Raw genomic sequence first — 25,287 nt, forward strand, 5'->3', positions numbered from 1 at the left:
TGCATAAGGCTAATATCCATATCGTTATAAGCGGTTCTCGAATGTTCATATCCAAAACGTCTAGAAATATGCTATATTACTGCCCCTTATCATATAGCCATTGATATAGATTTGACGCTATCATCTTGCAATAGTATATCGACATTATCACCGCTACCTTATTTACTAAACTTCGAGCATTCCATGAGCGATATGATCGTCCTAAATGACGTGACCAAAAGCTTTTTAAGCGACCGATCCATAAAAGACAAAGATGGTAAGCCGCATTGGTTTACTGCGGTTGAACCGACGTCCCTGTCTGTTCGACAAGGTGAAATCTTTGGTTTGATGGGCTATTCAGGTGCTGGTAAATCTACCTTATTACGATTAATCAATATGCTTGAGCGTCCTGATGGCGGTCAAGTCATCATTGATGGTACTGACTTGACGACGTTGTCCGCCAGTGACCTACGTGTTGCGCGTCACAATATTGGTATGATTTTCCAGCAGTTCAATTTGATGGCCAATCGCACCGTCTTTGACAATGTGGCGTTTAACTTAACAGTGTCAGGTTATCCTAGTCGCGATGTACGCAAACGTGTCATGGATTGTCTTGAGATTGTGGATCTAACTGATCGTGCAGGTCATTATCCTGCACAGCTTTCAGGTGGACAAAAGCAGCGTGTCGGTATCGCACGCGCGATTGCCCCAAGTCCAAAGGTTTTGTTAGCAGATGAGCCGACCAGTGCGCTTGACCCTGCAACGACTCGCAGTTTGCTGACCTGTTTGCGTGATATCAATGACCAGCTTGGCGTAACCATCGTGATTGTCACTCATGAGATGAGCGTGATTCGTAGACTCTGTGATCGAGCAGCACTACTTCATCAAGGAAAATTGCTTGAAGTTGCAGCAGTAAAAGAAGGTCTGATTCAAGCAACCACTCCGATTGGCAAAGGCTTAGTCGTTGAAGATTAATGAGGTAAAATAAACAGATATGTTAACTGGTACTGAACTATCCGCCTCAGTAGATAAGCTGTATGCGCTGCGTAAAGAGATTTGGCAAGCATCGTTTGATACCTTTGTCATGCTTGGTATCTCGACCGCTGCTGCTGTTACGATTGGCGGGCTATTTGGGATATTCTTATTTTTGTCCAGCGATCGGCAGTTTTTACAGAATAAAGGATTGTATGCAATCTTAGGCGGTATCACCAACTTTATGCGTGCCTTCCCTTTTGTCATTTTGATGATTGCCATGAGTCCATTTACCAAGGCGATTGTCGGCACAGGTATTGGTCCTATTGCTGCCTCTTTGGTTCTAGCAATTGCCGGCTCGTTCTACTTTGCGCGTTTGGTCGAGCAAAATCTGCGTGAAGTACCACGTGGTATTATCGAGGCAACCGAATCGATGGGCGCACGTCCTTTTACGATCATTAAAGTATTGCTTAATGAGGCGCGATCAGGACTGGTGTTATCCGTCACTATTTTATGTATCAGCCTACTTTCTTATTCAGCGGCGGCTGGTATGATCGGTGGGGGCGGCCTTGGTGATCTGGCGATTCGTTATGGTTATTACCGTTATCAAACAGAAGTCATGATTTTTATTGTCATTATGCTATCAATCATGGTCATCTCAATTCAAGCTTTTGGTAATTGGCTGGCGACTCGCTTGGATAAACGCTAAACCACTTTGTAGAATACTTGACATTGTAGCCGACTAGGTTTAATTTGACCGTCATCCGATTTTTTGTAGAGGCAGCATTACTATCCATAATGTTGCTTTTTTAATGGTTACTTTATTATTTATTTGAGGAAATATTATGAAATTAACAGATATTAGCCGTCAGTTGGCGACTGCATTTGCCGCTGTTGGTGTATCAAGCCTAGTGTTGGTCGGTTGTAATAACTCATCTGCACCAGAAGCAAATAAAGAAGCGGTTACTGAGGGTTCAACAGCTCAAACTGCTGCTAGCGATATCGATCCTGAACACACTAAAATTGTCATCGGTACGACCGAAGGCGACTTTGCTGATATGGTACGTAATCAAGTTAAAGCCTCACTAGAAGAGCAAGGTTATGAAGTTGAGTTAGTACCTTTTACTGACTATGTACGCCCTAACCTTGCACTGGCTGAAGGTGATTTGGACATCAATATCTTCCAGCATAAGCCTTATCTTGATACCTTCAAAAAAGAAAATAACCTTGATTTGGTCGAAGTTTTCCAAGTACCAACCGCGCCGCTCGGTATCTATTCAGGCAAAAAAAGCACTCTTGATGATGTCTACAAAGGCATGAGCGTCTCTGCACCGAATGATCCAAGTAACTTTGCCCGTGCCTTGGTAATGATGGACGATCTGGGCTGGATCACACTAAAAGACAATATTGATCCATTGACTGCTTCAAAAACTGATATCGCTGATAACAGTAAGTATGACATCGACATCATTGAACTAGAAGCGGCTCAATTACCACGCGCTCGTGACGAAGTCGACTTTGCTGTTATCAATGGCAACTATGCAACAGATGCTGGTATTGAGCTAACCGAAGCGTTGTTCCAAGAGCCAAGCTTTGCTTATGTTAACTGGTCAGCGGTCAAATCTGCTGATGCTGGTAAAAAATGGGTTGAAGACGTCACCAACGCTTATAACTCAGAAGCCTTCAAAAAGTATGCTCATAATACTTTTCCAGGCTACAAATATCCAAAAATCTGGGGTGGTAACACTGCACCAGCTACCGAAACTACTGCAAGCACTGCTCCTGTAGAAGCAGAAGCAGCTCAGTAATCAAGAGCTTAATGGCTAAAAGTTTTAGACCATTAAATACTGCTAATTTGAATTAATTAACAGTGCTAATAAGACAAGTCGTAAACACAAAAATGCCCACTACTTATGAGTAATGGGCATTTTTTACGTTCTAAATTTTATATTTAGCTTTTGTACTAATCGTTAGATAGTGCTTCTAAACAAGTCCAGCTCAATATCATAACTAGGCTCAGGTTTTTTAAACAAGTACTTACCATTACGAATTGAGGCCAGTACATCCGCGCGTTGGCGCACCGCTTCAAATGGACTTGTCGCATCCAATACTAGGAAGTTTGCTGCCTTACCCACCTCAATACCGTACTCTTCTTCGATATTTAGAGTCTTAGCACCATTAAAAGTAATGAAGTCAAGACAGACGTCGAGCTGCGGTAATGACATGGTTTGTGCTAAATGAATACCATTATCCAAGATATTCATCATGTTACCGTTGCCCGCTGGATACCAAGGGTCGTTGATAGAATCTTGACCAAAAGAGATGTTGATACCATTTTCCCAAAATTCCTTCACTCGCGTTAAACCACGACGCTTGGGATAAGTATCTTGGCGACCTTGCAAATAAGCGTTCTCAGTAGGCAGCGCAATGAAGTTCATACCCGATTGCTCAAACAGTCCCATCATGCGAAACGCATAAGCATCGTCTGCGGAACCAAATGAACAAGTATGGCTAGCCGCCGTACGCGTACCGATACTTTCAATCATCACCAAAGCATTTAATAATTGAACGTGGCGACTCATTGGGTCATCGGTTTCATCACAATGCACGTCGATGAGCTTGTCATACTTCAGCGCAAGCTCAACCGTCTTACGCACAGAATCTTGACCGAACTCGTATGCCCATTCAAAATGTGGAATACCGCCGACGCAATCCGCGCCCATCTTTAGCGCTTCTTCTATTAGCCCAACAGCACCTTTGTAGGCGTACATGCCCTCTTGCGGGAAAGCGACAATCTGAATAGTCACGTTGTCTTTTAACTCTTCGCGCAGCTCCAGCATCGCTTTGAGCCCAGTCAGATCAGGATCACAAACGTCAATATGGGTACGAATATATTGCACCCCTTTGGAGACTTCTTCTTGAATACCTTTTAGCATCCGCGATTTAGCATCTTCGAAAGTTTGCGTCTTTTTGACATCGTGCCAGCGAGCAATACCTTCGAACAAGGTACCTGAGGCGTTCTTTGCATCATCACCGCCGCCCGTATAAACATAATCAAGATGCAGATGTGAGTCCACATAAGGCGGTACCACCAAACAGCCCTTTAAATCAATCTCCTCCGTAGCGGCAGGCAAGCCTCTACCAATCTGCTCAATGATTCCGTCCTTGACTAAAATCTCATTAGCTTCGCTATTGCGATAGATATTTGCATTAGTAAATTTGATCATGACAAACTCCTGTTATTGACTAATAAGTGATTAAGAAATAGAAACTAAATACCTTCAAAATCGATATCGTACTGTACTATTGCAATGCTTTTTTAAAACATATAATGACGTTACAGCCTGTTTGCCCTTTGTAGAAAACCGTCACTTACTCTTTCACTTTTTTCTATTTTTTTCTATAGTAGCTGGGTTGCTTAGTCATTCTATCAGGCTAGGTTTTATAATTAATACTAGGATATAACGATTGTTAACTCAGGTTTAGAAGCTACTAACTCAGATCGTATCATGAATTATTTAAAAAGCTGTAAAACCACAAATAACACATAATAAGGATAATAATATGAGTACCAAAACTTATAAAATTCGTACCGCAGGCAAAGCCAATATTCCCGTATTAGGACTTGGTACCTGGCAATCAACAGGACAAGACTGTATTGATGTCGTCAGTCAAGCACTAAAAATGGGTTATGAGCATATTGATACTGCGCAAGCTTATGATAATGAAGTCGAAGTCGGAAAAGGTATCAAACAATCAGGCGTGGCTCGTGATAAGTTCTTTTTGACCACGAAGATTTTCCCTGATGATATGAAGTTTGAGCCAGAAAAGTTAATCGCAGCGGCCAAACGTTCTTTAGAAAATCTCGATACCGATTATGTCGACCTATTGCTATTACACTGGCCAGATTCCCGTGTACCGTTATCTGAGACCATTCCTGCATTGTGCGAGTTGCAAAAACAAGGCTTAACACGCAATATCGGCGTCTCTAACTTTAATATCGCCAATATTATTGAAGCAAAGAAACATGCTGATGTCCCTATTGTCGTCAACCAAGTCGAGTTTCATCCATTTATCAAACAAAACACCTTGCAGTCTTTTTTGAATAATCACCATATTTTATTGGAAGCTTACTCACCACTCGCACGCGGTGACGTGTTTAATAATGACGTTATCAAAGAGATTGCAGACAAGCATAACGTGACCCCAGCCCAAATATCATTGGCTTGGATACTATCGGATAAAGACCGTGTGGCTATTCCAAAGACTTCTAATCCTGATCATTTACAAGGTAACTTGGATGCTATCGAAGTCCAGCTTAGCGCCGATGAATTAGAAAAAATTGGCAACTTGGCTCGTAGCGATGGCCGTAAAATCGAACATCCTGATTATACTCCTGTATGGGATGACTAACTTTTATATCAACACCCATATATAAAAAGCGCCGTTAATAAAATATTAGCGGCGCTTTTGCTGTCAGTAGATGTTTAAGACTACTGTTGCAACGTTTTGGACTCGTGGATTGGCTCTGCTGGATTGTACTGCTCAGAAGTCGGTGTCAATCCATTGCGGTTATTCGCTTTCATAGACTTGGCAACCTCAGGTGGCATATAGTTTTCGTCATGCTTGGCTAGCACTTCACCGGCCACAAAAGTCTCGCCCTGCATTTTACCAGTGGCGACCACGCCTGAATTTTCAGCAAATAAATCCGGCAAGATACCTTGATAAGTGACCGGAACCGTTGATTCAAAATCTGTAATCGCGAACTCAACATTTAATGGATTGTCTGGCGCCCGCTGTACGCTACCAGCAACGACCATACCACCTGCACGAATACGCTTATCTTGGGGTGCTTCGCCCTCGGCAATAGCGGTCGCATCAAAATAATAGTCAGTCTGCTGGCCAATAGCATAAATGACCAGTACCACGGCAATTGCTGCTCCTGCTAACGTAAACATTACCCACATCAGTTTTTTGCGACGAACTGCATTCATACTATTACCTCATTAATGAGTCTTTGCCTTACAAGATATAGGCAATACCATCTAAATCTATAAAACAGAAAATATTAAAGAAACTACGATTAGAAAAATTTTTTAAAATATTTTTCTAATCGTAGTTTTCTAATGGTTATATGGTAGCATTTTTCAAACAAATCAATAAGCCTTTAGACACTAATAAGCTTATGTTTTCATCATTTAAAAAAATGTAATAGTATATGCTAAGGCAATGATATTAAAATATTTTTTATAACGTTTGCTCAGGTACAGAATTGGGGTTTTTAGTAGTACGCTGAGCTTGACGCGCTTGCTGAATGGTCAGCTGTTTGATAAGTGTTTGTCGCTGCTTACGGCTATAAATAATAAAAGCCAGCATCACGCCCACCGTAATTGCCCAACACGACCAGACAAACACGCCATGCTTACCCATGGCGATAAACTCAGATATGCTATAAAAGTAAGGCTGCATAATCAGCTCCTAGCCATTATTTGTCTTGTCCACGAATATATTCTTTGACCCACGCTTTACCTTGATCTCGGTACAAAATGAGGGTGTTAGTACGATAAATCGTTAATGTCGCGACTAGTAAGTAACTACCGATAATCATAAGTAGCAATGGCATCCACATATCGGCTGACATTTTTGGTGCGGCGGTTAAGGTAAAAGTTGAGCCTTGATGTAAGGTATTCCACCACTGTACCGAATATTTAATAATAGGTAGATTCACTGCGCCGACAATGGATAAAATGGCCGCCGCTTTACCTCGATTAGCGGTATGCTCAAACGCTGCAAACAACGCCATCACGCCTGCATATAAAAACGCCAAAATCAGCATAGACGTTAAACGCGCATCCCAAACCCAGTAAGTACCCCAAGTAGGTTTTGCCCAAATAGAGCCGGTGATTAAGCTAATCACGCAGAGCAAAAAGCCCAATGGAGCAAGCGCCTGCGCCACCAGACTGGCCGTCTTGATTTTCCAAACAAGGAAGATAACCCCTAATACGGCGAGGGCAAAATAGATAGAAATAGCGATACTGGCCGCTGGCACGTGAATAAAAATAATGCGGTAGCTATTACCTTGTAAATAGTCAGGCGGCGCAAAAGCGAGACCCCAAACACTACCGATCAGTAGAAAAATGCTGGCTAATATTGCCAACCACTTAACCCAAGGCGCAAAGATGCGAAAAAACTGCTTGGTACCCACAGTGGTCAAGAAGCCTTGCCAGATGCGCTGCCATAGGCTAGGAGATGAGACATTATTCAGGTTGGGCATGGGAATAAACCTATTTGCACAGCATATTGGTTATACAGATACTGCATCATGAACTTACTACATCATAAACGCTACTATCTGCTAACCTGCTGGCGTTAAACACTGGATAGAATCTACAAGTGACTTGTTATGGATTTAATTGGCTATTATAGCAAAGTTGCCCGTTTTCAACATGCTGTTAATATAAAGGTTTTTTCAATTTAGCCACGCCATTTTTAGGGTCATAGCAATCACCCATGGCATCACGAGTACCGAGATAATACTACCTGCCAATAATAAAGCCAATATCGGCAAACCATTAAGACCAGTAGCAAATAAGTCAACTGCTCCTGTCGCAAAAATCAGTACTGGCAACTGCATTGGCAAAGCAATCAAAGGCACTAGCACCGCGCCATTCTTTAATGACAGCGTCAAGCTACTGGCGACCGCTGACAACATCAACAGCATCGGACTACCTGTCACAATAGAAGCCATCAATATCCACGCTTCAAACCAGCTAAGTTGAAACAATGGCACGGCAAGTAAACTGAGCACGGCCACAATACCACTACTAAAAATCCAATGGATAACCAAGCGGATAAGTACCCATAACGGTAGCGACGCTTTGGCGACGACCAACTGCGCGAGCGTGCCATTATCGAGAGCAGGTTTAAATAAGCCATCAACGCCCATCACCAGTGACAACAGAGCAGCAATCCACACAGCTGAGACCCCAAGACGCTGCAACAGCGCAGGCTCGCTACCTACGGCTAGCGGAAATAAGGTAATAATTACCAAAAACAGTACCAAAGGGTATAACCACTGCACGGCACCTTGCTGCTTCACGTGCCATTCGCGCCGCCATAACTGTCTAAAACTGATACCACGCGCAGCTAATGCGCTAACGTTTGAGCTTTTATTCGCTACTTGTACTGGACTATCTCGTAATGGACTGTCTGTCATTATTCGTCCTTTCACTTATATTTGTCGCGCTTATACCATGTAATCTGACAAATTGAGCACCTGATTGGCGACGCCGACAGTTTGATGACTGGTCATCAATATGGCACCACCAGTATGGGAAAATTCGCGCAACCTGTCTTCCATTCGTGCCACCATATCGACATCGAGTGCCGTAAAAGGCTCATCCAGTAACCATAATGGTGTCACGTCCGGCGTCAACAAATATAATCTTGCAAGGGTGATGCGACGCGTTTGCCCCGCGGATAAATGGCTTGAGCTAATCGTCTCAAAGCCTTGCAATCCCACCCAAGCGAGGGCATCGTCAATATCAGCGATACTTGGGGTGATTCCATATAAATTCAGCAGAAAGGTTAGATTTTGCGCGACCGTCAGATTGGGATGAATACCTAACTGATGCGAGACATATAAAGGCTGAATAGGCAGACTTGCTACGCCTTGGTAGTGAACCTCACCCGTCAGCACCGGCAACAATCCAGCCAGTTGCATCAGTAGCGTCGTTTTACCGGTGCCATTGGCACCAACTAAATGACAGATGCTACCAGCAGGTAAGTTGAGCGTGACCCTTTCACATAAAGGTATTTCACCGCGCTGAACCGTCAGCTCATCAAGCGCAAGTAAGGGTACATCTACAGCCGTCATCAAATCTCTCATTAATTATCAAGCGCTAAGCAATATTCATCACAAACGAATACATGGTTCATGGCATAATACTTTATGCTCACTATATCCACACAGTATAACAAATTGTCGATTACTATGACCTCAAAACCTATGCAGACTTCAAAAGATAACCAAACTCTAAACACTCAAGCATCAGACACTCAAATTCCAACGCCTCATACAGGTGCTGCAACTGCTCATCCTAGCGCAAGCTTATCAGCTGCTAGCCTAACTATGGATAGCTTAATCGATGCTCAAGTTGCCTTTATGCAGCAGTGGTTACAGCAGCAAGCAGAGCCGATGGCTCTAGAGGCTTGGCAGTGGTTAGGCGCGCAGCCACTACATAAATACGTTAGCGCCGATGATTTGCAGCACCTGATTAATGACTGGCTACTGAGCCAACCGATGAGCGATGTCATGCGCACCGATATCCGCGATATCTTGCATACGGTCATTTATCATCCAGTCAACGACAACGTACCTTTATCTGAGCTAGTGGATGATACTCAGGTTGAAACTCTTGCCAATTACATAGGTAGCCATGACGAGCAGCGTAATGCCTTGATTCATACGCTAGTCGGCAATGAAACCTTTGCAGACTTGTTGACGCAAACACTATATCACGCTATCAACGACTTTATGGAAACCACGCTGGATAAAGCAGGCGGTGTTGGTAAGCTCATGAAGCTTGGACGCAGCTCATTTGAGAAGGCAACCAACAGAAACCTGGATGAAAAGTTACAGACGTACTTGCATCGCAATATTAAAGACTTAACTCGCCGAGCAGAGGCGAATGCGCAAGCACACTTATCAAATGAAGAAGTCGCTCGGCTCTTGATAACAGGTTGGGGACGCATCAAAGACCAACCGATTAGCCAGCTACAAACCTACTTAAACGATGAGCCTGACCATAGCAGTATTGATCATATCGAAGCCAGTATCCAACAAAGCTATAACCGTCTGCGCTTGTCGCCTTACTTGCGCAGCCTTGTCTCAGCTAGCGTCGACACTTGGTACACTAATCATCAGTCGGATACGATTGCGAGCGTAGCAGCGAGCTCATATATTGATGAAGAGGCCATGACGCAATTAAGTAGCGCCCTACTTCCTGTCGTGCATGACGCTCTTGAAAGTACATGGCTTACCACTCATATCTATAACATGTTACAAGCATTTTATGCGCAACCTAACATCAAAGATGGTTTCGTATTCAGCAAAAATTAATTCGAGGTTTTAGCTTATTTATCAGCTTTTAATATTATTCATTTATTAAGTTAGTACAACAACTATGAGTCAACATAATAAACTCAGCTTATGGCAAAAACTCAAACGGTTCCTGACTGCTTCAGCACCGCAGGCTGTTGCTGATGACGTGAAATTGTCGCAGCAATCGTTGTCACTTAAAGCTGAATTTAGCGTTGATAACGATACTGATATTAATAAAGATATTAATGTTAATAAAGATACTGCTACTGATACTTTACAAGCTGGAGCTTATAGTGCCAAGGCTAATAAAAAGCCTAGTGATAACAAGACCAATGATAAAAATGCTAGTAGCATAGGCTTTGCTAAAACAGACACGAACGGCGACATCAGTAATAATAAAAAAGATAGCGAGAATGCTAAAGCAGATACACCGAATCAGACTGCCGAACAAGGCCGTAATACTGACATAGCTATTGTCGATTATCTTAAGCAGTATTTTAATGACAAACAATGGCACTACACCCATTATCGGCCAAGAACCAATGACAGCCAGCAATCGCACCATTTATCCTTAAGAATGCGCAATAAACAACTAGAATGTGGCTATCTGTTCCGCGTGCAGGAGAAAAACAATCTGCTAGCAGTCTATGGGATCTTACCGTTCTTAGTGCCAGAGAGTCATCAAAACGCAGCAATGTTACTTATTACCCAAATTAATTATGACATGCTGATTGGCAATTTAGAGATGGATGTGAATGATGGCGAAATACGCTACAAACATGCTATCGATGTCGAAGCAGTTGGCATTAATGATCATATCATTGAGCATCTGCTACAAAGCGTGATTGCCATGACTACGGTCGCTTACGAGATATTTGATGATTTAATCAATACTCAAGACCCTGCTGAAGATATGCAAACGTTACTTATAGAGCTACGTCAGCAAGCAGACTCTAGAACCTTCTTTCTTCCGACTCAATTTGTTCAATAAAGATGCTCAATTTAAAAAAGTAACACAACAAACTTACTTTGAAAATCTTAAAGCGAGGCTGATAGAAATTTTCGTAGCCTCTGTCTGCGTAGGCACAGCAAGCAAGAAAATTTTTATCAGCCTCGTATGCAGATGAGATGTATAACACTTTTATTTAGTAGAGACTATAATCCTATCTTTTATAACCTCTAAACTATTAAAGATAATAAAAAATGCTTTCACAAACTCCTTATCACCCTCTTAAACACCGACACAATTAAACATTATGCTAAAAATTGCTTACTCTGAAGTCTTCCGTTATTCCATACCCGACAAGCATCGTTTTCCCATGCAAAAATATACGATGATTCCTGAGCGCTTGCTTAACGAAGGGACTATCACGACCGATAACTTTTTTGCACCGAAGCGTCTAACAGAAAATGAGATATTAACCACTCATACTGAGGACTATTGGCATAAGCTTAAAACCCAAACGCTGCCACGCAAAGAAGCGCGCCCTATCGGTTTTGAGATGACCGAAGCGTTAGTAGATCGTGGTCGCCATATTGCCCATGCCACTTATGAATGTGCGTTATATGCCCAGCAATACGGTGTAGCGATGAATGTCGCAGGCGGCACCCATCATGCGTTTGCCGATCATGGCGAGGGATTTTGCGTCTTTAACGATGTTTGTATCGCCAGTAATTTATTATTAGACCGTGGACAGGCGCAAAAGATTTTAATCGTTGATTTGGATGTCCATCAAGGCAATGGTAACGCTAGCATTATGGCGGATGAGCCGCGCGTTTTTGTGTTTAGTATGCACGGCGCTAAGAACTATCCGTTTCGTAAAGAAATATCCGACTTAGATATTGAGCTGGATAACGATACGGGTGATGCAGAATATTTACAGATTTTGATGGATACGCTGCCACGTTTAATTAGCGACGTCGCACCAGATATGATTTTTTATCAATCTGCAGTCGATGTGCTCGCGACCGATAAGCTAGGTAAACTTGGCTTAACGCAAGATGGTTGTAAGGCACGCGATGAGTACGTCTTGCAGCAAGCAAAAGCCGCTAGCATTCCAGTTGCTGTCGTCATGGGCGGTGGCTATTCAGAAGATGTTGAAGATGTGGTTGAAGCGCACTGTAATACCTTTCGGATCGCCCAGCAGCTGTATTTTGGTGCGATGGCCGGCTAAATAGCATATAGAAAATCGAGACAAAACAACGTAAAGCGACTAGCGAGATTTATATGGCAAAAATATTGATAATTATAGGCATTGTGCTGGTTATTATTGGCGTTATTTGGCTACTGTTTCCAAGCGCGTTTTCGTGGATAGGCAATCTGCCAGGCGATATCAAACACACTTCAGGCAATACACGGGTTTATTTTCCAGTGGTCACGATGATAGTCATCAGTGTCATCGCTACTATTGTGTTAAATTTATTCAATCGCTAGTCATATTTTACGTTAACTTGAAAAGCACTCCCTATAGTCAACTCACTTTAAAACAGAGTCAGTGCTACTGGAATGAATTTTGCGCAGCCTCTGTATCAGCAGCACGCAAGGAAAATTTATACCAGTAGCACGTAATTATTGATGGCTCGATTCTATTTGGTACTGACTATACTACAAAAATGCCGTAATTCCCTGCCAGCCTACACGTATACCAAGTAGCGTGAGAATCAATAAAATAAGCTGACGAAAGCGTGCTTGCGGTAAGTAACGACGCAGGCGGATACCGGCTAAAAGGGCGGCAATAGACAGAACACTCAGCAGAGTAATCAGCGGCCATTCACCACTGCTAAGCGCCATGATAGGTTCACGCAATACGATGATTTGGGCAATTTTACCCAAGAAATAACACATGTTGCCGACTTTAGCGATGGTGTTCTTATCGTTACTGGCAGACAATAAGTACATCATTAGTATGGTCGACATCGCGTTGGTCGCGCCGCCAATAATGCCTGCACTAAAGCCAACGATAATCAGCACAGGCTTGGTATCAGGCAGACGTATTTGCTTACCGAGTAATGCACTTATCACATAAAAGCCAATCACAGCCGCTAATACTAATAAAATATAAGCGCTATCTACCCACAGCAGTAGCTTTGCACCCAAAATACTACCGAGCAAGCTGGTCAACGCGAGCAGCCAATAGCGTCTGCCGTAATAAATAAAGTTTTGCCAGATACTACGACCGCCACCAGCCAGCCAAGTCATCGCATTAAGCAATAACGACGGGAATATCACCAAGACAATGGCATGTGGCAGCGGGTACATGCTAGCAAGCGCAGTCGTCGTTACAAGCGTTACGCCCAGCCCACTAATGCCATGCAGTAGTGATGCCAGTGCAAAAATCGCAATCAGCAATAACGTTTGGGTGCTATCGCTATCAGCTATATCCATCACAGTAGATCTAACCGACATATCATTTGCGTCTTAATGCTAATAACTAAGTAATTAACCATTAAGACGTTGCATCAGGGTCTCGCCGATAATAGTAGCGAGCTGCTCAGCAATCCTATCCTTACTTGCTTTTTCTAATGTCACCGTATCATGAGTATAGCGCTGAGAGAAAAACACCTGCATCGCATTGTCATCGCTGGCAAAACCAATGTCTGAGCGTGACACATCGTTACAAGCAATCAAGTCTAAATCTTTAGCAGCTAGCTTACCGCGTGCATAGTGCTCTACATCTTGCGTCTCTGCTGCAAAACCGACGACAAACATATCAGGATAGGCATGTGAAATAGTCGCTAAGATGTCAGGGTTCTTGACCAAATTTAGTGCCATAGCATCTTGGGTTTTTTTGATTTTTTGCGGGGCAGCTTCTTCAGTACGATAATCGGCGACGGCTGCCGTGGCAATAAAGATATCAGCATGGCGCAAGTTATCTAAGGGCAATGTATCCAAATTACTGTTTAACGTTATACTTCCTAACGACATACTTTGCTGCTCTATCTGATCGTCCGGCTCATGGCAGTCACAGTCGCCATGTTCGTGTTCATGGCTGTGCGTATGGTAGTGCTCATGACTATCATGTTGTTCATTTTCAGTCAGGGACAATAAAGCAGGATGCGTACCAGCAACACATTGCTGGGCAGTCGTTAACATCTCTGCGGCAGACAATACATCAATACGAGTGACTCCAAGCGGCGTTGGTAGCGCGACTTTCCCGCCAGCGATGAGCGTCACTTGCGCGCCTGCTTCTACGCAAGCCTGTGCCAATGCAAAACCCATTTTTCCTGAAGAATGATTAGATAAGTAGCGCACCGGATCGATTGCTTCAACAGTGGGTCCTGCGGTAATAACGACCGTTTTACCAAATAGATGCTGTGGGATGGTTTGCTGCGCACTAAATAAGCGCACCTCTGCTAACAATTGCTCAGGCTCAGGCAAACGCCCTGCCCCTACATCACCGCACGCCTGCTCACCGCTGGCAGGCTCAATAATATGATAATTCATATCAGCTAGCGTCTGCACATTTAAGCTTACTGCTGGATGCGCCCACATTTGCTGATTCATCGCTGGGGCAACCAATACTGGTGCGGTAGTTGCAAGGCATACTGTAGTCAATAGGTCATCAGCCATTCCCATTGCCAACCGAGCCAAGGTATTGGCTGAAGCTGGGGCAATGACTATTAAGTCTGCCCACTTGGCAAGCTCAATATGACCCATGCCAGCCTCAGCGCGCTCATCAAGCAATGAGATGTGTACCTCGTTACCAGTCAAGGCTTGTAGAGTGAGCGGCGTGATAAAGGCTTGCGCGCCTGTCGTCATAATGACACGCACATCAAACCTCGCTTTAATCAATAAACGGGCAAAAACAGCAGATTTATAAGCAGCAATACCACCAGTAATAGCAAGCACAACATTAGACATAGGCATAACATCAATAAAAGGTTAGAAGATAAAATTGCGTTTATAGTAACAATTATGCGATAAATTGGGGAAAGTTTTCTCTTCCAATTTTGTTTGCTTTTTCAATTAATTAAAATCAACCCATATTTAAGGAAAAATAGTGGCTATAAAAGATTGGCACGAAGACGACAGACCACGCGAAAAGCTGCTAAAATTTGGTGCAGCGCATTTAACTGATGCAGAAGTTCTGGCAATATTTTTGCGTACTGGTACTCAATCACAGTCCGCTATCGAGCTTGCTCGTCATCTGATTGAGCAATTCGGTAGCCTCGCTGAGCTTCTAGCGGCACCGCAAGAGACGGTACTTGCCTGCCATGGTATCGGACCTGCCAAATATACACAAATATTAGCCTCGCTTGAGATGGGTACACGCTATCTGGACAGTCAGCTCAAGACTGGTCAAGCGCTTGGGCGCTCACAAGCAGTCAAAGACTATATCAGTACGCAATTACGCGGCGAGCATCGTGAGGTCTTTGCCGTACTTTGTCTCGATAATGCTCTGAACCTATTGAACTTTGAGATACTCTTCACTGGTGGCATCTCTTCTTGTTCAGTATGCATCAAGCACGTACTGCGTCATGCCTTAAGCCATGCAACCAGTCAGTTAATCGTGGCTCATAACCATCCTCATACTGATGCACAGCCATCGACAGCAGATAACCTGTTAACTTATGAGCTAAAAAAAGCCTGTGATTTACTTGATATCACTTTTATAGACCATATTATCGTTGGTCGTAACGACACCTTATCTTACGCTGAAAACTGTTTGTCTCCCTTTTAATTCAAATATCACAAAATTTTTTCGTTTTATTTAAAAAAACTAAAAAAAGAAGATAGACTGATACATATTGTCGACATAGCGTAGCATTTTGTCTATTGATAGTTTACGAGAACTATTTCATATTGGTAGATAAAATTGTCTTTATAGCCTGTTTTAATAAACGATTAGATTTAATCAGGCTCTCAAGCAAGGATAAAAGAACAAGCTCAGAAATAATATAAATAAGATGTATGACGATTGGCTCACTATCGACTCTGATTACTAATACTACTTGATATTTTTTATTTCCCGATTCTCACCCACGTTTTGCCAAGGAGACAGTCATGGCGATTGGCTTATTTATTTTAGCAGTAATCATTCAGTTAGCCGTTGTCCTGGCCATATTTTTACTGTCTTTATCTCGTGTCACTGGTAGTATCGTTGCCATTATCACTGTCATAGTTACTGCGTTTATAAGCCCATGGTCGCTCATATTGGGGGTTCCGATAGCGCTTTTGTGTTTGATGTTGTTGATTGCTCCCATACGCCAAGCGCTTATTACCAAGCCTGTTTATAAAGCTTTAAGCGGTGCCATGCCAAGTATGAGTGATACTGAACGCGAAGCGCTTGATGCGGGTACTAGCTGGTGGGAAAAAGAGTTGTTTATGGGTGCACCAAACTGGGACACCTTTGCCAACTACCCTTACCCTAAGCTGTCTGAACGCGAACAAAGCTTCATCGACAATGAGGTTGAGACGCTATGTGCCATGCTTGATGAATGGGAGATTACTCAAGATTATAAAGACCTAACCCCGCAGACTTGGCAGTTTATTAAAGCCAATGGCTTTTTGGGTTTGATCATTCCTGAGGAATATGGCGGTTTAGAGTTTAGCTCTTATGCTCAAAGTCGCGTAATGAGTAAAATCGCTTCACGCTCTTCAACGGCTGCGGTCAGCTGTATGGTGCCAAACTCACTTGGTCCTGGTGAGCTGCTCATGCACTATGGTACCGATGAGCAAAAACAGCGCTGGCTACCTGGACTGGCTATAGGCGAAGAAGTGCCTTGCTTTGGCTTGACAGGGCCTGAGGCGGGCTCTGATGCTGGCGCTATCCCTGATACAGGGGTGGTTTGCTACGGTACCCATGAAGGCGAGCATATGCTTGGTCTGCGCATGAACTTTTCTAAGCGCTGGATTACGCTTGCGCCTATCGCAACTGTCGTGGGACTGGCATTTAAAATGCATGATCCAGAAGGCTTGCTTGGCGATCCTAGTAAGACCGACTACGGTATTACTTGTGCTTTAATACCTGCTAACCATGAAGGCGTCATCGTGGGGCCACGCCATTATCCGAGTGGCTCACCATTTATGAATGGTACGGTTGACGGTACAGATGTCTTTATTCCACTAGATTATATTATCGGCGGCGTCGAAAATGCTGGTCGCGGCTGGCGTATGCTGATGGAATGTCTTGGGGTTGGGCGCGGCATCTCCTTGCCAGCGCTTTCGACGTCAGCGAGCGAGATGAGTTACTTATCAGTCAGTGCCTTCTCAAAAGTTCGTGAGCAATTTAAAATATCGGTTGGTAAGTTTGAAGGTGTCCAAGATGCCACCAGTCGTATAGCCAGTAATACCTATATGTTAGAGGCGTTTCGACATCTGGTTACTTGCGGTCTTAACCAAGGTGGTACGCCATCGGTGATGACGGCCATGGCGAAATACTATGCAACCGAGACTATGCGTGAAGTCGTCAATGATGGTATGGATGTCGTTGGTGGTCGTGCTATTCAAATGGGACCGCGTAACTTTTTAGCCTCCCTTTATCAAGCTATTCCAGTCTCTATCACGGTTGAGGGTGCAAATATTCTGACACGCTCGCTTATGATCTTTGGTCAAGGCGCTATGCGTTGTCATCCATATCTTTTCGATGAGTTGCAATTATTGCAAAGTGAAGATAAAAAAGATGCGCTAAAGCAGTTTGATAATTTATTCTTTAAGCATTTAGGTTACACCTTTAACCGCGGAGCAAAAGCCTTCGTTGCAGGATATGTTGGGGGTAGCAATAATGCGCCAAGCTTTGCAGACGGTTTCACTCGCCCCTACTACAAGCATATCAACCGTTTGAGCGCTGGTTTCGCTCTTACTGCCGATATGGCCTTAGGCCTACTCGCTGGAGACTTAAAGCGTAAAGAGATGCTGTCGGGACGCTTGGCTGATATTCATGGTCATCTATTTATTGCCACCGCTATTTTGCAGTTTTACGAGCATGGTACTAAGTCAGAAGCAGAACGTTTACACGCAGAGGTCGCCTTACAAAATAGCCTATATACTATTCAAGAAGCCTTTGTTGCATTTTTTGCCAACTTCCCTAATCGGATGGCGGCCAATGTGGTTAGCTTTGTGACATTCCCAAGTGGACGTATCTTTACGCCCGCTAGTGATGAGCTAAAAGCCAAATTGGGTGATACCTTTATGGATGATCATGAAGCCAACCCATTCCGTGATTATCTCAAGACCATGGTGTACTACAATACTGATCCTGATGATGTTACTGGACGTATGGAACACGCTTATCAAACCTTGCTCGAAGTTGAACCGTTATGGCAAAAGTTTAAAAAAGCAGAACATGATGATAGCTTTGAGGGCTTAACCTTTGAAGATCACGTAGTCCATGCCAGCCAAAGTGGTGTTATTACTGAAAGTGAGGCTGAGCAATTAATTAAATACAACGCACTACGCTTTGATTCGCTACTTACCGATGTACTTGATGAGCATCTATTACATGTACAAGAGCGCTTTAATCCGCATAGTTTAGAGAATGCGGTACATCAGCTGACGGATTATGCTGAACTCAAAAGCGCAGCTCAAGCTAAAAATGGTATATCAGCTAGTCATGATACAACCAAAGATACTGAGTCTACTGGCGATGACAATCCAGCTCATGGTTATGAGTCAGATGGCGATGTCAAAATGGCTGGCGAACAAAGTATGGCCGAGGAAGTCACTGCACAGACTGACTTTGAGGAAGCGAACCCTGAAGCTGAAGCACTTGATCATCGTAGTCGTGACGCTGAGTCGACGCTTAGCGAACGCATGAGTTACAATCATAGTAGAGGTATTAATACTCAACTAGACACAGATGATGGGCATCTAAATGACCACAATGGTCATGAGAGTAGCGAGGGAGAAAACGTTTCTACGCAAGGCTCTAAATGGCAAGACGGGCTACGTCGTGAAGAAGACGATAAGGCATGATGAAAGCGTAGTTAATGTCCTTTAAGTAACTGGGCAAGCTACAAAAATAAAAACATTAAAAGCAAGATTGTCAAACTATGGCAGTCTTGCTTTTTTTGACTGCGCCACTATCAAATTTTTGTATGTTAGGACAATTATATTAAACCACTAATAACATAAGCATATATGGTACAAGGCCTAGCCTTGTCTGAAAATGTATTGGTGAGGTTTATGTACTTAAGAGATGTTCAACCCATAATGGATATATCAAACTGATCAGCGATTTGCTGAGTGAGAGTAAGTAAAAAAATTTGTTTCCATAACGAAAACAAAATGTTTAGAATAAATGACAGCTATTCTTTGGGCACATAGCTTTTGTAGGCAGTCATATCAATGATTAAATATGACTTAGATGAGAAAAAAATCTTGCAGTGCCCCTAACAATTCTTTTATATTGTCCACCGAAACACGAGACTAAAAAGAATTTAGGCGTAACAGGGCTTTTAATGTGATTGATAATGATGACTATGATATTAGTCATACTGATTTAATCATTAGTTTTATTGCCAAAAGTTACGTATACCAAGGATATAAGTTATGTGGAAAAATATGGGACTGACAGGCAAGATTATTGTTGCCATGGTACTCGGTATTATACTGGGTTTATTTTTGAACTATTCCGGACTCAACGCTGAAGGCAGCTTTGTTAATACCTATGTGACCAATGGCTTTTTTGCCATTATTGGTAAGCTGTTCGTCAACTCGCTAAAAATGCTGGTGGTACCTTTAGTATTAATCTCACTTATTTGCGGTGTTTGCGGTATTGGTGATATTCGCTTACTTGGCCGTATTGGTACCAAAACTTTTCTTATTTATATGATGACGACAGCCTTAGCGATTGCGACTGCGATTGGGCTTGGTATTTTGTTTGGCATCGGTAAAGGGATGGATATCGAAACCGAAGCTGCTTTTGAAGCCAAATCTGCGCCGCCACTACTGGATGTATTCTCCAACATCATCCCATCAAATCCCATCAGCGCGATGGCAAACGGGGATATGTTGTCTATTATCTTCTTTGCTATTTTGATTGGTATTAGTATTTTGATGGTTGGTAAACCTGCTAAAGGCTTGGTGCAAAGCTTAGAGCTTATAAATGAAGTCATCTTAAAGATGGTCACCATCATTATGAACCTTGCCCCTTATGGTGTATTTGCACTTTTAACGAAGGCCATGGCTGAGCTTGGTTTGGATCTTATTTGGTCATTGCTCGGTTATGTCGCTGTACTGGTAGGCTCTCTTGCTTTCCATTTTTTCATTACAATGATGATTGTACTCAAGCTATTCTCAGGTTTATCAATCAAGACCTTCTTAGCCAAGATGCGCGAAGTACAGATTTTTGCATTTAGTACCTCAAGCTCAAACGCCACCATTCCTATTACCTTACGCACCGTGACCAAGCGTATGGGGGTCAATAACTCAGTTGCATCGTTTACTGTGCCTTTTGGGGCGACCATCAATATGGATGGTACAGCGATCATGCAAGGTACTGCGACTATTTTTATTGCCAATATTTATGGGGTTGATTTGGGCATTACCGAATATCTGACTGTTATTTTGATGTCAGTATTGGCCTCTGTTGGCACAGCAGGTGTACCAGGGGTAGGTCTAATCATGCTATCAATGGTATTTGCTCAAGTAGGCTTACCTATTGAAGGTATTGGTCTGATCTTAGGTGTGGATCGTATCTTAGACATGTTGCGTACTGCAGTGAACGTTGGCGGTGATGCAGCGGTGACAACAATTGTGGCAAAGTCAGAAAACAAAATGGATCTTGCCATCTATAATGACCCTCATGCTGGTGCAAAAGATGTATTTGATGGTCATATTGATGAAGATAATGAGCGTGAATTTTCGCAGGTCTTTAGCGATGGATTGATGGGTAGTGAGTACGATGATGTCGATCGTCGCAAATAACTACTCATAAATTACTCGTAAAAAAATGACACGCAATAGTAGGACAACTTGATATTCTAAAATATAAAAAACCCCAGACTAATTAGTTTGGGGTTTTTTTATATCTTGGTTTTTGTAGCTGTTTTATAGTATCTGTAGAGCATTGGCGGTTATTGGCTATCAGCCTAACCGAATACGTATTTAGTCAACATCGCCAAGCACACCAATACAATCACTGGTCGAATCAGCTTACTACCGCCTTTGACCACCATATGCGAGCCAAAATAGGCGCCTATTGTTTGACCGACCATCATAGCCAGCCCCACTTTCCAAAGCACATTACCACCTAAAATAAAAAATATCAGTGAGCCAATATTGGTAGATAAGTTCAATACCTTGGCAGCTCCAGTCGCTTCAATAATCTGCCGACCTCGCAAAGCGACATTACCTAGCGCAAAGAACATACCCGTACCTGGTCCTATATAACCATCATAAAATCCAATCAATGGCGCCACGACTTTTTGCCACTTACTTTCTGAAATACGCGGTGCAGCCTCTACTTCACCGAGTCTAGGCGCAAACAAAGTATAGATTCCAATAGCGGCAATCAAAAATGGAATCAGCCTTTCTAACAGATCAGGTGGTGATAGTTGTACAGCGATAGTGCCAATAACTGAACCGATAAAAGCGGCAATAATGGCGATCTTTATACGCTGGGGTTTGACCACCCCCTTTTTAACCATGGTAATGGAGGCCGCTAAGGCGCCTGAGGCAGCCTGTAACTTGTTGGTGCCTAAAGTGAGCACTGGTGGTATATTGGCCAGTAGCATTGCTGGTATAGTAAGCAGTCCACCACCACCTGCGATAGCATCGATAAAACCGGCGAGCGCCGCCACTGCAGTGAGCATTAAAATGATTTCTAGGGTTAAAGATACGTCCATAGAGATGGCCTTGTTATAAAATTCTCATAAAAACAGCCAAAAACACTAGACCGCTAGCCAAGCGGCCTTTAATATCAACATAAATATTAAAATAGAATAGTGGATGGGTTGAGGTATTGGTTGAAAAGCGACTTATTATAAAGTTAAAACTGTAAAAAAACCAAAAACGCAACAAAGTCTGTTGGTTTTTTTTGTCACGATTATAGGCGTACTTAACGGTAAACACTATCATGTCGTAACATTATAATTTATGATAACGCTCGCAAATCTGTCTAAGACAACTGCATCTTATGTATAACGGTTGTCAGTATCTATCATAAAACATAGAATACTTTTTAGTAATGAAAAAACATCAAAAAAGAAGATAGACTTAAGGTATTTATTAGGTCGTAATAGCGTTATCAATCTTATTATCGTTTTTATATCGCCTGTCATAATAAGATGCGATAAGCTGATATATGTTGTTTAACGCATTTTATTGTTTATATTGATGAAATTATGAGAAACTAAAGCGAGCTATCAGCGGTATTATAAAGCTATCAGATAGACGTTTACGTTTATAGTATGTATTTAACAAATGAGGATGATATGGCAATACAAAAAGTTAGGGCATTTTTTAACCTCGATGCTTCAGGTGGTATTGTATTAGCTTTGGCGGCTATCGCAGCCATGATCGTCGCCAATAGTCCTCTCAATGTTTGGTACGAATCTTTTATTCACGCACCTGTTGCCATTCAAATAGGCGATTTTGGAATTGCCAAAGATGCTCATCATTGGATAAATGATGGTTTGATGGCAGTTTTCTTTTTTTTAGTTGGGCTTGAGCTCAAACGCGAAGTGCTTATTGGCGAGTTGTCCAATGTTAAACAGATTATCCTACCAGCTGGAGCCGCAATAGGCGGCATGATTGTGCCAGCTATTGTGTATCTACTTTTTAATTACAATGAACCTGAGTTTTGGAAAGGCTGGGCTATTCCAGCTGCAACCGATATTGCCTTTGCTCTTGGTATCTTAAGTCTGCTTGGTAACCGCGTACCTAACTCCTTAAAAGTATTTTTAGTATCTATTGCTATCTTTGATGATATCGGTGCTATTTTAATCATTGCTTTATTTTATACGAGCGAGTTATCGTTAAGCTCACTAGCCGTCGCAGGCTTGTGTCTGCCATTTTTATATTTACTTAATCGCCGAAATATCACTAGTCTCACGCCCTATTTACTTATTGGCGTTATCATGTGGATAGCCGTACTCAAATCTGGTATTCATGCAACGCTAGCAGGTGTCGTTTTAGCGTTATTCATTCCATTGTTTGACCGTACGGACCCTGAACATTCGCCGCTTGAGGAGCTTGAACACGATCTACAAAACACGGTTTCTTATGGTATTTTGCCACTGTTTGCGTTTGCCAATTCAGGCATCTCACTCAAAGGTGCAGGGCTTGCTGAGCTATTCCATTCAGTACCCCTTGGTATCGCCGCAGGACTGTTTATCGGTAAGCAAGTAGGTGTCATGGTCATGTGCTGGCTCATCTTTAAACTTGGTATATCGACGATGCCAAGAGGCATGGATTATAAGCAGATTTATGGTGCAGCCTTATTATGCGGCGTTGGTTTTACGATGAGTTTGTTTATTGGAGGTCTGGCATTTGCAGGCGACACCTCGTTATTTGATGAGCGTTTAGGTATTATTATGGGCTCGATCGTATCTGGTGTTGCCGGTTATATCATGCTCAAATTAAGCTTAAAAGACAGCGTTAGCGGTACATCAGTAGATTTAACACGCCATTGATATTTAAGCCAACGGTTTAGATACCATCAGCACGACTATGAGTCTTCTGTTATAAAGAAAGACTCATTAGGTGCCAACGGTTTATGACGGCTGTTATGGCCACTGATTACCATTAGCAGCCGTCATGATGGTACATTATAATTATGAAACCCAAAAACTCCTTTATAAATGACCCTACTACGCCTAGTGATCCGCTAGTATCAGACAAAGCATCTGTACAGAGCTATCAACGTCATGGGCGTACTACTGCGATTACAGATCATAGCGATTTACAAGTTCTGCGCCGTATCAGACGTTATCTGCTACCTAAAGACTTTACTGTCTCACAAAATCTATTAGACGAGATGGTAGCAGGCTACGACATTGGGGACCCACTAGCAGATGCCTTAGCAACTGACGGTGTGCGTTTTGCAAAACCTTTACAAAAACTTATCATCGATGACCAGTCAAACGTCAATCTTGCAACCAACCCTTCATTTGGCTTGTTAACCGAGCAATTTAGTAGCCACCCTGATTGGTTTGATCCCAAGCTTGCACAGATTGGGGCAGTCGCCTACCGCCGTTATCCGTTAATGCTCATCTGGCTACTGCGTAATGTTGCGCTCATGGCAGGCTATAGTATCCCTGCTCTCTCCTTACCGCTCATCCAGACTGGCGCTTTGATGCACGATGCATTGCCACGCTTAATGCGTACCTATGCTTATATATTGGCTGTATCTGAACACCCGCAACTAGATTCTAGCGCGCGCAATAACCGCAAGCCTATTGATCAGGTGTTGGCGATTGGATCTGAGGGCTGGCGACAGTCTATCAATGTCCGCCAAATTCATACCTTGGTACGGCAAAACTTACTCAAAGGCAAAGGCAACGCGGCCAAAGGTGTTATACCAAATGCTGATCAGCATCATAATCCTGATGGAACTTGGAATACGGCCTATTGGGGCGTCCCCATCAATCAGACAGACATGATCGCTACCCATTTGCAATTTTCGTTATTGATTATGCGCGGACTGCAGTTATTGGGGGCGCGTATCAGTAAAGAAGAAGCTGAAGGTATCTTACATCTGTGGAATCTTGCCAGTTATTGGATGGGGGTTGACTTACAGCGCCTACCAAAAGATGAGTCTGCGTGCTGGGAGTGGCTATACACCTACTTATCTATTCAACAGCTTGACTTTAAGATGGGTCGGCCACTTGCCAAAGCTTTGCACGACTTGCCACGTCAGCTAATGGGCGAGGACAATCGACGTGGACGCTTCGTTGAGATGGTGAATGCCAGTGTGACCCGCACCTTAGTCGGTGATGATATCGGCGATGGACTAGATCTACCCAGATCAAAGATACGTTTTGGGGTATTGTCCTCAGTGCCTATTTTGTTTGCGCTTGATACAGCCCGCCAGCATAACAGTGGCATCGCTGATAAGCTTGAGCAGTTTCGCGCTAAACGCCAAGACAATATGAACTGGTGGCTCAAGAAAAACGATGATTATTATCAATAAAAAGTGCCAGCTGACAAACAGCAAGTAAGTAAAATTTGTACCAATCACGCATCATGGAGCCTTGTAACCACTTTATTTAATATCGATTATAGGTCGCGAATATTATTAGTAGTAAATAGAATATCTAAAAGCATTATCAACAAGGCGAACAGTAACTAT

22 protein-coding genes are annotated in these 25,287 nt (G+C 42.9%); 13 read left to right on the forward strand and 9 right to left on the reverse strand.

Annotation, left to right across the window (positions count from 1 at the left end):
- The first annotated feature begins 183 nt into the window (after positions 1–183).
- From ACS8FB_RS08215 to ACS8FB_RS08225, 3 genes are all read left to right on the forward strand, one after another.
- Positions 184–954, forward strand: coding sequence for a methionine ABC transporter ATP-binding protein (locus tag ACS8FB_RS08215; RefSeq protein WP_439262032.1), 771 nt, complete (start codon positions 184–186; stop codon positions 952–954).
- Between the two features lie 19 nt (positions 955–973).
- Positions 974–1,660 carry a methionine ABC transporter permease gene (locus ACS8FB_RS08220; RefSeq protein ID WP_420884158.1) on the forward strand — a complete coding sequence of 229 codons (687 nt, stop codon included), beginning with the start codon at positions 974–976 and terminating at the stop codon, positions 1,658–1,660.
- A gap of 136 nt (positions 1,661–1,796) precedes the next feature.
- Positions 1,797–2,759 (forward strand): MetQ/NlpA family ABC transporter substrate-binding protein, encoded by a 963-nt coding sequence (locus ACS8FB_RS08225; RefSeq protein ID WP_439262034.1) that lies wholly within the window; start codon positions 1,797–1,799, stop codon positions 2,757–2,759.
- A 162-nt stretch (positions 2,760–2,921) separates the two neighbouring features.
- Here ACS8FB_RS08225 and ACS8FB_RS08230 read toward each other — a convergent pair whose 3' ends face one another.
- The gene (locus ACS8FB_RS08230; protein WP_439262036.1) at positions 2,922–4,178 is read right to left on the reverse strand and encodes an amidohydrolase family protein; all 1,257 of its coding nucleotides are present in this window, start codon (positions 4,176–4,178) and stop codon (positions 2,922–2,924) included.
- 337 nt (positions 4,179–4,515) lie between these two features.
- Here ACS8FB_RS08230 and ACS8FB_RS08235 point away from each other — a divergent pair, with 337 nt between their 5' ends.
- Positions 4,516–5,364: an aldo/keto reductase gene (locus tag ACS8FB_RS08235; RefSeq protein WP_439262038.1), complete on the forward strand. Its 849-nt coding sequence runs from the start codon at positions 4,516–4,518 to the stop codon at positions 5,362–5,364.
- A gap of 80 nt (positions 5,365–5,444) precedes the next feature.
- Here the strand turns inward: ACS8FB_RS08235 and ccmE are convergent, their stop codons facing one another.
- The 5 genes from ccmE to ccmA form a co-directional block, all read right to left on the reverse strand.
- The gene (gene ccmE, locus ACS8FB_RS08240) at positions 5,445–5,945 is read right to left on the reverse strand and encodes a cytochrome c maturation protein CcmE (RefSeq protein WP_299217813.1); all 501 of its coding nucleotides are present in this window, start codon (positions 5,943–5,945) and stop codon (positions 5,445–5,447) included.
- A 253-nt stretch (positions 5,946–6,198) separates the two neighbouring features.
- Positions 6,199–6,420, reverse strand: coding sequence for a heme exporter protein CcmD (gene ccmD / locus ACS8FB_RS08245; RefSeq protein WP_439262040.1), 222 nt, complete (start codon positions 6,418–6,420; stop codon positions 6,199–6,201).
- A 16-nt stretch (positions 6,421–6,436) separates the two neighbouring features.
- Positions 6,437–7,225, reverse strand: a complete 789-nt coding sequence (gene ccmC / locus ACS8FB_RS08250) for a heme ABC transporter permease CcmC (RefSeq protein WP_439262042.1) — start codon at positions 7,223–7,225, stop codon at positions 6,437–6,439.
- Between the two features lie 195 nt (positions 7,226–7,420).
- On the reverse strand, positions 7,421–8,167 hold the full coding sequence (locus ACS8FB_RS08255) for a heme exporter protein CcmB (protein ID WP_439262044.1): 747 nt from the start codon (positions 8,165–8,167) through the stop codon (positions 7,421–7,423).
- A 30-nt stretch (positions 8,168–8,197) separates the two neighbouring features.
- Positions 8,198–8,827, reverse strand: a complete 630-nt coding sequence (gene ccmA / locus ACS8FB_RS08260; protein ID WP_439262046.1) for a heme ABC exporter ATP-binding protein CcmA — start codon at positions 8,825–8,827, stop codon at positions 8,198–8,200.
- A gap of 132 nt (positions 8,828–8,959) precedes the next feature.
- Here ccmA and ACS8FB_RS08265 point away from each other — a divergent pair, with 132 nt between their 5' ends.
- From ACS8FB_RS08265 to ACS8FB_RS08280, 4 genes are all read left to right on the forward strand, one after another.
- Positions 8,960–10,072: a hypothetical protein gene (locus ACS8FB_RS08265; RefSeq protein WP_439262047.1), complete on the forward strand. Its 1,113-nt coding sequence runs from the start codon at positions 8,960–8,962 to the stop codon at positions 10,070–10,072.
- A gap of 64 nt (positions 10,073–10,136) precedes the next feature.
- On the forward strand, positions 10,137–11,045 hold the full coding sequence (locus ACS8FB_RS08270; protein WP_439262049.1) for a YbjN domain-containing protein: 909 nt from the start codon (positions 10,137–10,139) through the stop codon (positions 11,043–11,045).
- 265 nt (positions 11,046–11,310) lie between these two features.
- Positions 11,311–12,228 (forward strand): histone deacetylase family protein, encoded by a 918-nt coding sequence (locus ACS8FB_RS08275; protein ID WP_439262051.1) that lies wholly within the window; start codon positions 11,311–11,313, stop codon positions 12,226–12,228.
- 53 nt (positions 12,229–12,281) lie between these two features.
- A complete protein-coding gene (locus ACS8FB_RS08280; RefSeq protein ID WP_439262053.1) occupies positions 12,282–12,488 on the forward strand; it encodes a DUF2905 domain-containing protein in 207 nt (68 codons plus the stop codon).
- A gap of 171 nt (positions 12,489–12,659) precedes the next feature.
- Here the strand turns inward: ACS8FB_RS08280 and ACS8FB_RS08285 are convergent, their stop codons facing one another.
- Both ACS8FB_RS08285 and coaBC read right to left on the reverse strand, forming a co-directional pair.
- On the reverse strand, positions 12,660–13,460 hold the full coding sequence (locus tag ACS8FB_RS08285; protein WP_439262055.1) for a TSUP family transporter: 801 nt from the start codon (positions 13,458–13,460) through the stop codon (positions 12,660–12,662).
- A gap of 33 nt (positions 13,461–13,493) precedes the next feature.
- Positions 13,494–14,915, reverse strand: coding sequence for a bifunctional phosphopantothenoylcysteine decarboxylase/phosphopantothenate--cysteine ligase CoaBC (gene coaBC / locus ACS8FB_RS08290; protein WP_439262057.1), 1,422 nt, complete (start codon positions 14,913–14,915; stop codon positions 13,494–13,496).
- Between the two features lie 139 nt (positions 14,916–15,054).
- On the opposite strand from coaBC, the gene radC reads away from it, so the two are divergent.
- From radC to ACS8FB_RS08305, 3 genes are all read left to right on the forward strand, one after another.
- Positions 15,055–15,735 carry a RadC family protein gene (radC, locus tag ACS8FB_RS08295; RefSeq protein WP_439262059.1) on the forward strand — a complete coding sequence of 227 codons (681 nt, stop codon included), beginning with the start codon at positions 15,055–15,057 and terminating at the stop codon, positions 15,733–15,735.
- Positions 15,736–16,058: 323 nt separating this feature from the next.
- On the forward strand, positions 16,059–18,968 hold the full coding sequence (locus ACS8FB_RS08300; RefSeq protein WP_439262061.1) for an acyl-CoA dehydrogenase: 2,910 nt from the start codon (positions 16,059–16,061) through the stop codon (positions 18,966–18,968).
- Positions 18,969–19,544: 576 nt separating this feature from the next.
- Positions 19,545–20,921, forward strand: a complete 1,377-nt coding sequence (locus ACS8FB_RS08305) for a dicarboxylate/amino acid:cation symporter (protein ID WP_299217831.1) — start codon at positions 19,545–19,547, stop codon at positions 20,919–20,921.
- A 164-nt stretch (positions 20,922–21,085) separates the two neighbouring features.
- On the opposite strand, the gene ACS8FB_RS08310 is transcribed toward ACS8FB_RS08305, so the two are convergent.
- Positions 21,086–21,841, reverse strand: coding sequence for a TSUP family transporter (locus tag ACS8FB_RS08310; RefSeq protein WP_058369498.1), 756 nt, complete (start codon positions 21,839–21,841; stop codon positions 21,086–21,088).
- A 588-nt stretch (positions 21,842–22,429) separates the two neighbouring features.
- Between ACS8FB_RS08310 and nhaA the strand changes: the two genes are divergently transcribed.
- Positions 22,430–23,629, forward strand: coding sequence for a Na+/H+ antiporter NhaA (gene nhaA / locus ACS8FB_RS08315; protein WP_439262064.1), 1,200 nt, complete (start codon positions 22,430–22,432; stop codon positions 23,627–23,629).
- A 143-nt stretch (positions 23,630–23,772) separates the two neighbouring features.
- Entirely contained in the window at positions 23,773–25,128 is a 1,356-nt protein-coding gene (locus ACS8FB_RS08320; protein WP_439262066.1) for an oxygenase MpaB family protein, read from the forward strand.
- Positions 25,129–25,287 lie beyond the last annotated feature (159 nt).

The sequence above is a fragment of the Psychrobacter sp. 1U1 genome, from assembly GCF_051847535.1.
GTDB lineage: Bacteria > Pseudomonadota > Gammaproteobacteria > Pseudomonadales > Moraxellaceae > Psychrobacter > Psychrobacter saeujeotis.

Bases quoted from the DNA above. Each gene is read 5' to 3' on its own strand.
- ACS8FB_RS08215 (WP_439262032.1), top strand. From the start codon at position 184: ATGAGCGATATGATCGTCCTAAATGACGTGACCAAAAGCTTTTTAAGC.
- ACS8FB_RS08220 (WP_420884158.1), top strand. From the start codon at position 974: ATGTTAACTGGTACTGAACTATCCGCCTCAGTAGATAAGCTGTATGCG.
- ACS8FB_RS08225 (WP_439262034.1), top strand. From the start codon at position 1,797: ATGAAATTAACAGATATTAGCCGTCAGTTGGCGACTGCATTTGCCGCT.
- ACS8FB_RS08230 (WP_439262036.1), bottom strand. From the start codon at position 4,178: ATGATCAAATTTACTAATGCAAATATCTATCGCAATAGCGAAGCTAAT.
- ACS8FB_RS08235 (WP_439262038.1), top strand. From the start codon at position 4,516: ATGAGTACCAAAACTTATAAAATTCGTACCGCAGGCAAAGCCAATATT.
- ccmE (WP_299217813.1), bottom strand. From the start codon at position 5,945: ATGAATGCAGTTCGTCGCAAAAAACTGATGTGGGTAATGTTTACGTTA.
- ccmD (WP_439262040.1), bottom strand. From the start codon at position 6,420: ATGCAGCCTTACTTTTATAGCATATCTGAGTTTATCGCCATGGGTAAG.
- ccmC (WP_439262042.1), bottom strand. From the start codon at position 7,225: ATGCCCAACCTGAATAATGTCTCATCTCCTAGCCTATGGCAGCGCATC.
- ACS8FB_RS08255 (WP_439262044.1), bottom strand. From the start codon at position 8,167: ATGACAGACAGTCCATTACGAGATAGTCCAGTACAAGTAGCGAATAAA.
- ccmA (WP_439262046.1), bottom strand. From the start codon at position 8,827: ATGACGGCTGTAGATGTACCCTTACTTGCGCTTGATGAGCTGACGGTT.
- ACS8FB_RS08265 (WP_439262047.1), top strand. From the start codon at position 8,960: ATGCAGACTTCAAAAGATAACCAAACTCTAAACACTCAAGCATCAGAC.
- ACS8FB_RS08270 (WP_439262049.1), top strand. From the start codon at position 10,137: ATGAGTCAACATAATAAACTCAGCTTATGGCAAAAACTCAAACGGTTC.
- ACS8FB_RS08275 (WP_439262051.1), top strand. From the start codon at position 11,311: ATGCTAAAAATTGCTTACTCTGAAGTCTTCCGTTATTCCATACCCGAC.
- ACS8FB_RS08280 (WP_439262053.1), top strand. From the start codon at position 12,282: ATGGCAAAAATATTGATAATTATAGGCATTGTGCTGGTTATTATTGGC.
- ACS8FB_RS08285 (WP_439262055.1), bottom strand. From the start codon at position 13,460: ATGTCGGTTAGATCTACTGTGATGGATATAGCTGATAGCGATAGCACC.
- coaBC (WP_439262057.1), bottom strand. From the start codon at position 14,915: ATGTCTAATGTTGTGCTTGCTATTACTGGTGGTATTGCTGCTTATAAA.
- ACS8FB_RS08300 (WP_439262061.1), top strand. From the start codon at position 16,059: ATGGCGATTGGCTTATTTATTTTAGCAGTAATCATTCAGTTAGCCGTT.
- ACS8FB_RS08305 (WP_299217831.1), top strand. From the start codon at position 19,545: ATGTGGAAAAATATGGGACTGACAGGCAAGATTATTGTTGCCATGGTA.
- ACS8FB_RS08310 (WP_058369498.1), bottom strand. From the start codon at position 21,841: ATGGACGTATCTTTAACCCTAGAAATCATTTTAATGCTCACTGCAGTG.
- nhaA (WP_439262064.1), top strand. From the start codon at position 22,430: ATGGCAATACAAAAAGTTAGGGCATTTTTTAACCTCGATGCTTCAGGT.
- ACS8FB_RS08320 (WP_439262066.1), top strand. From the start codon at position 23,773: ATGAAACCCAAAAACTCCTTTATAAATGACCCTACTACGCCTAGTGAT.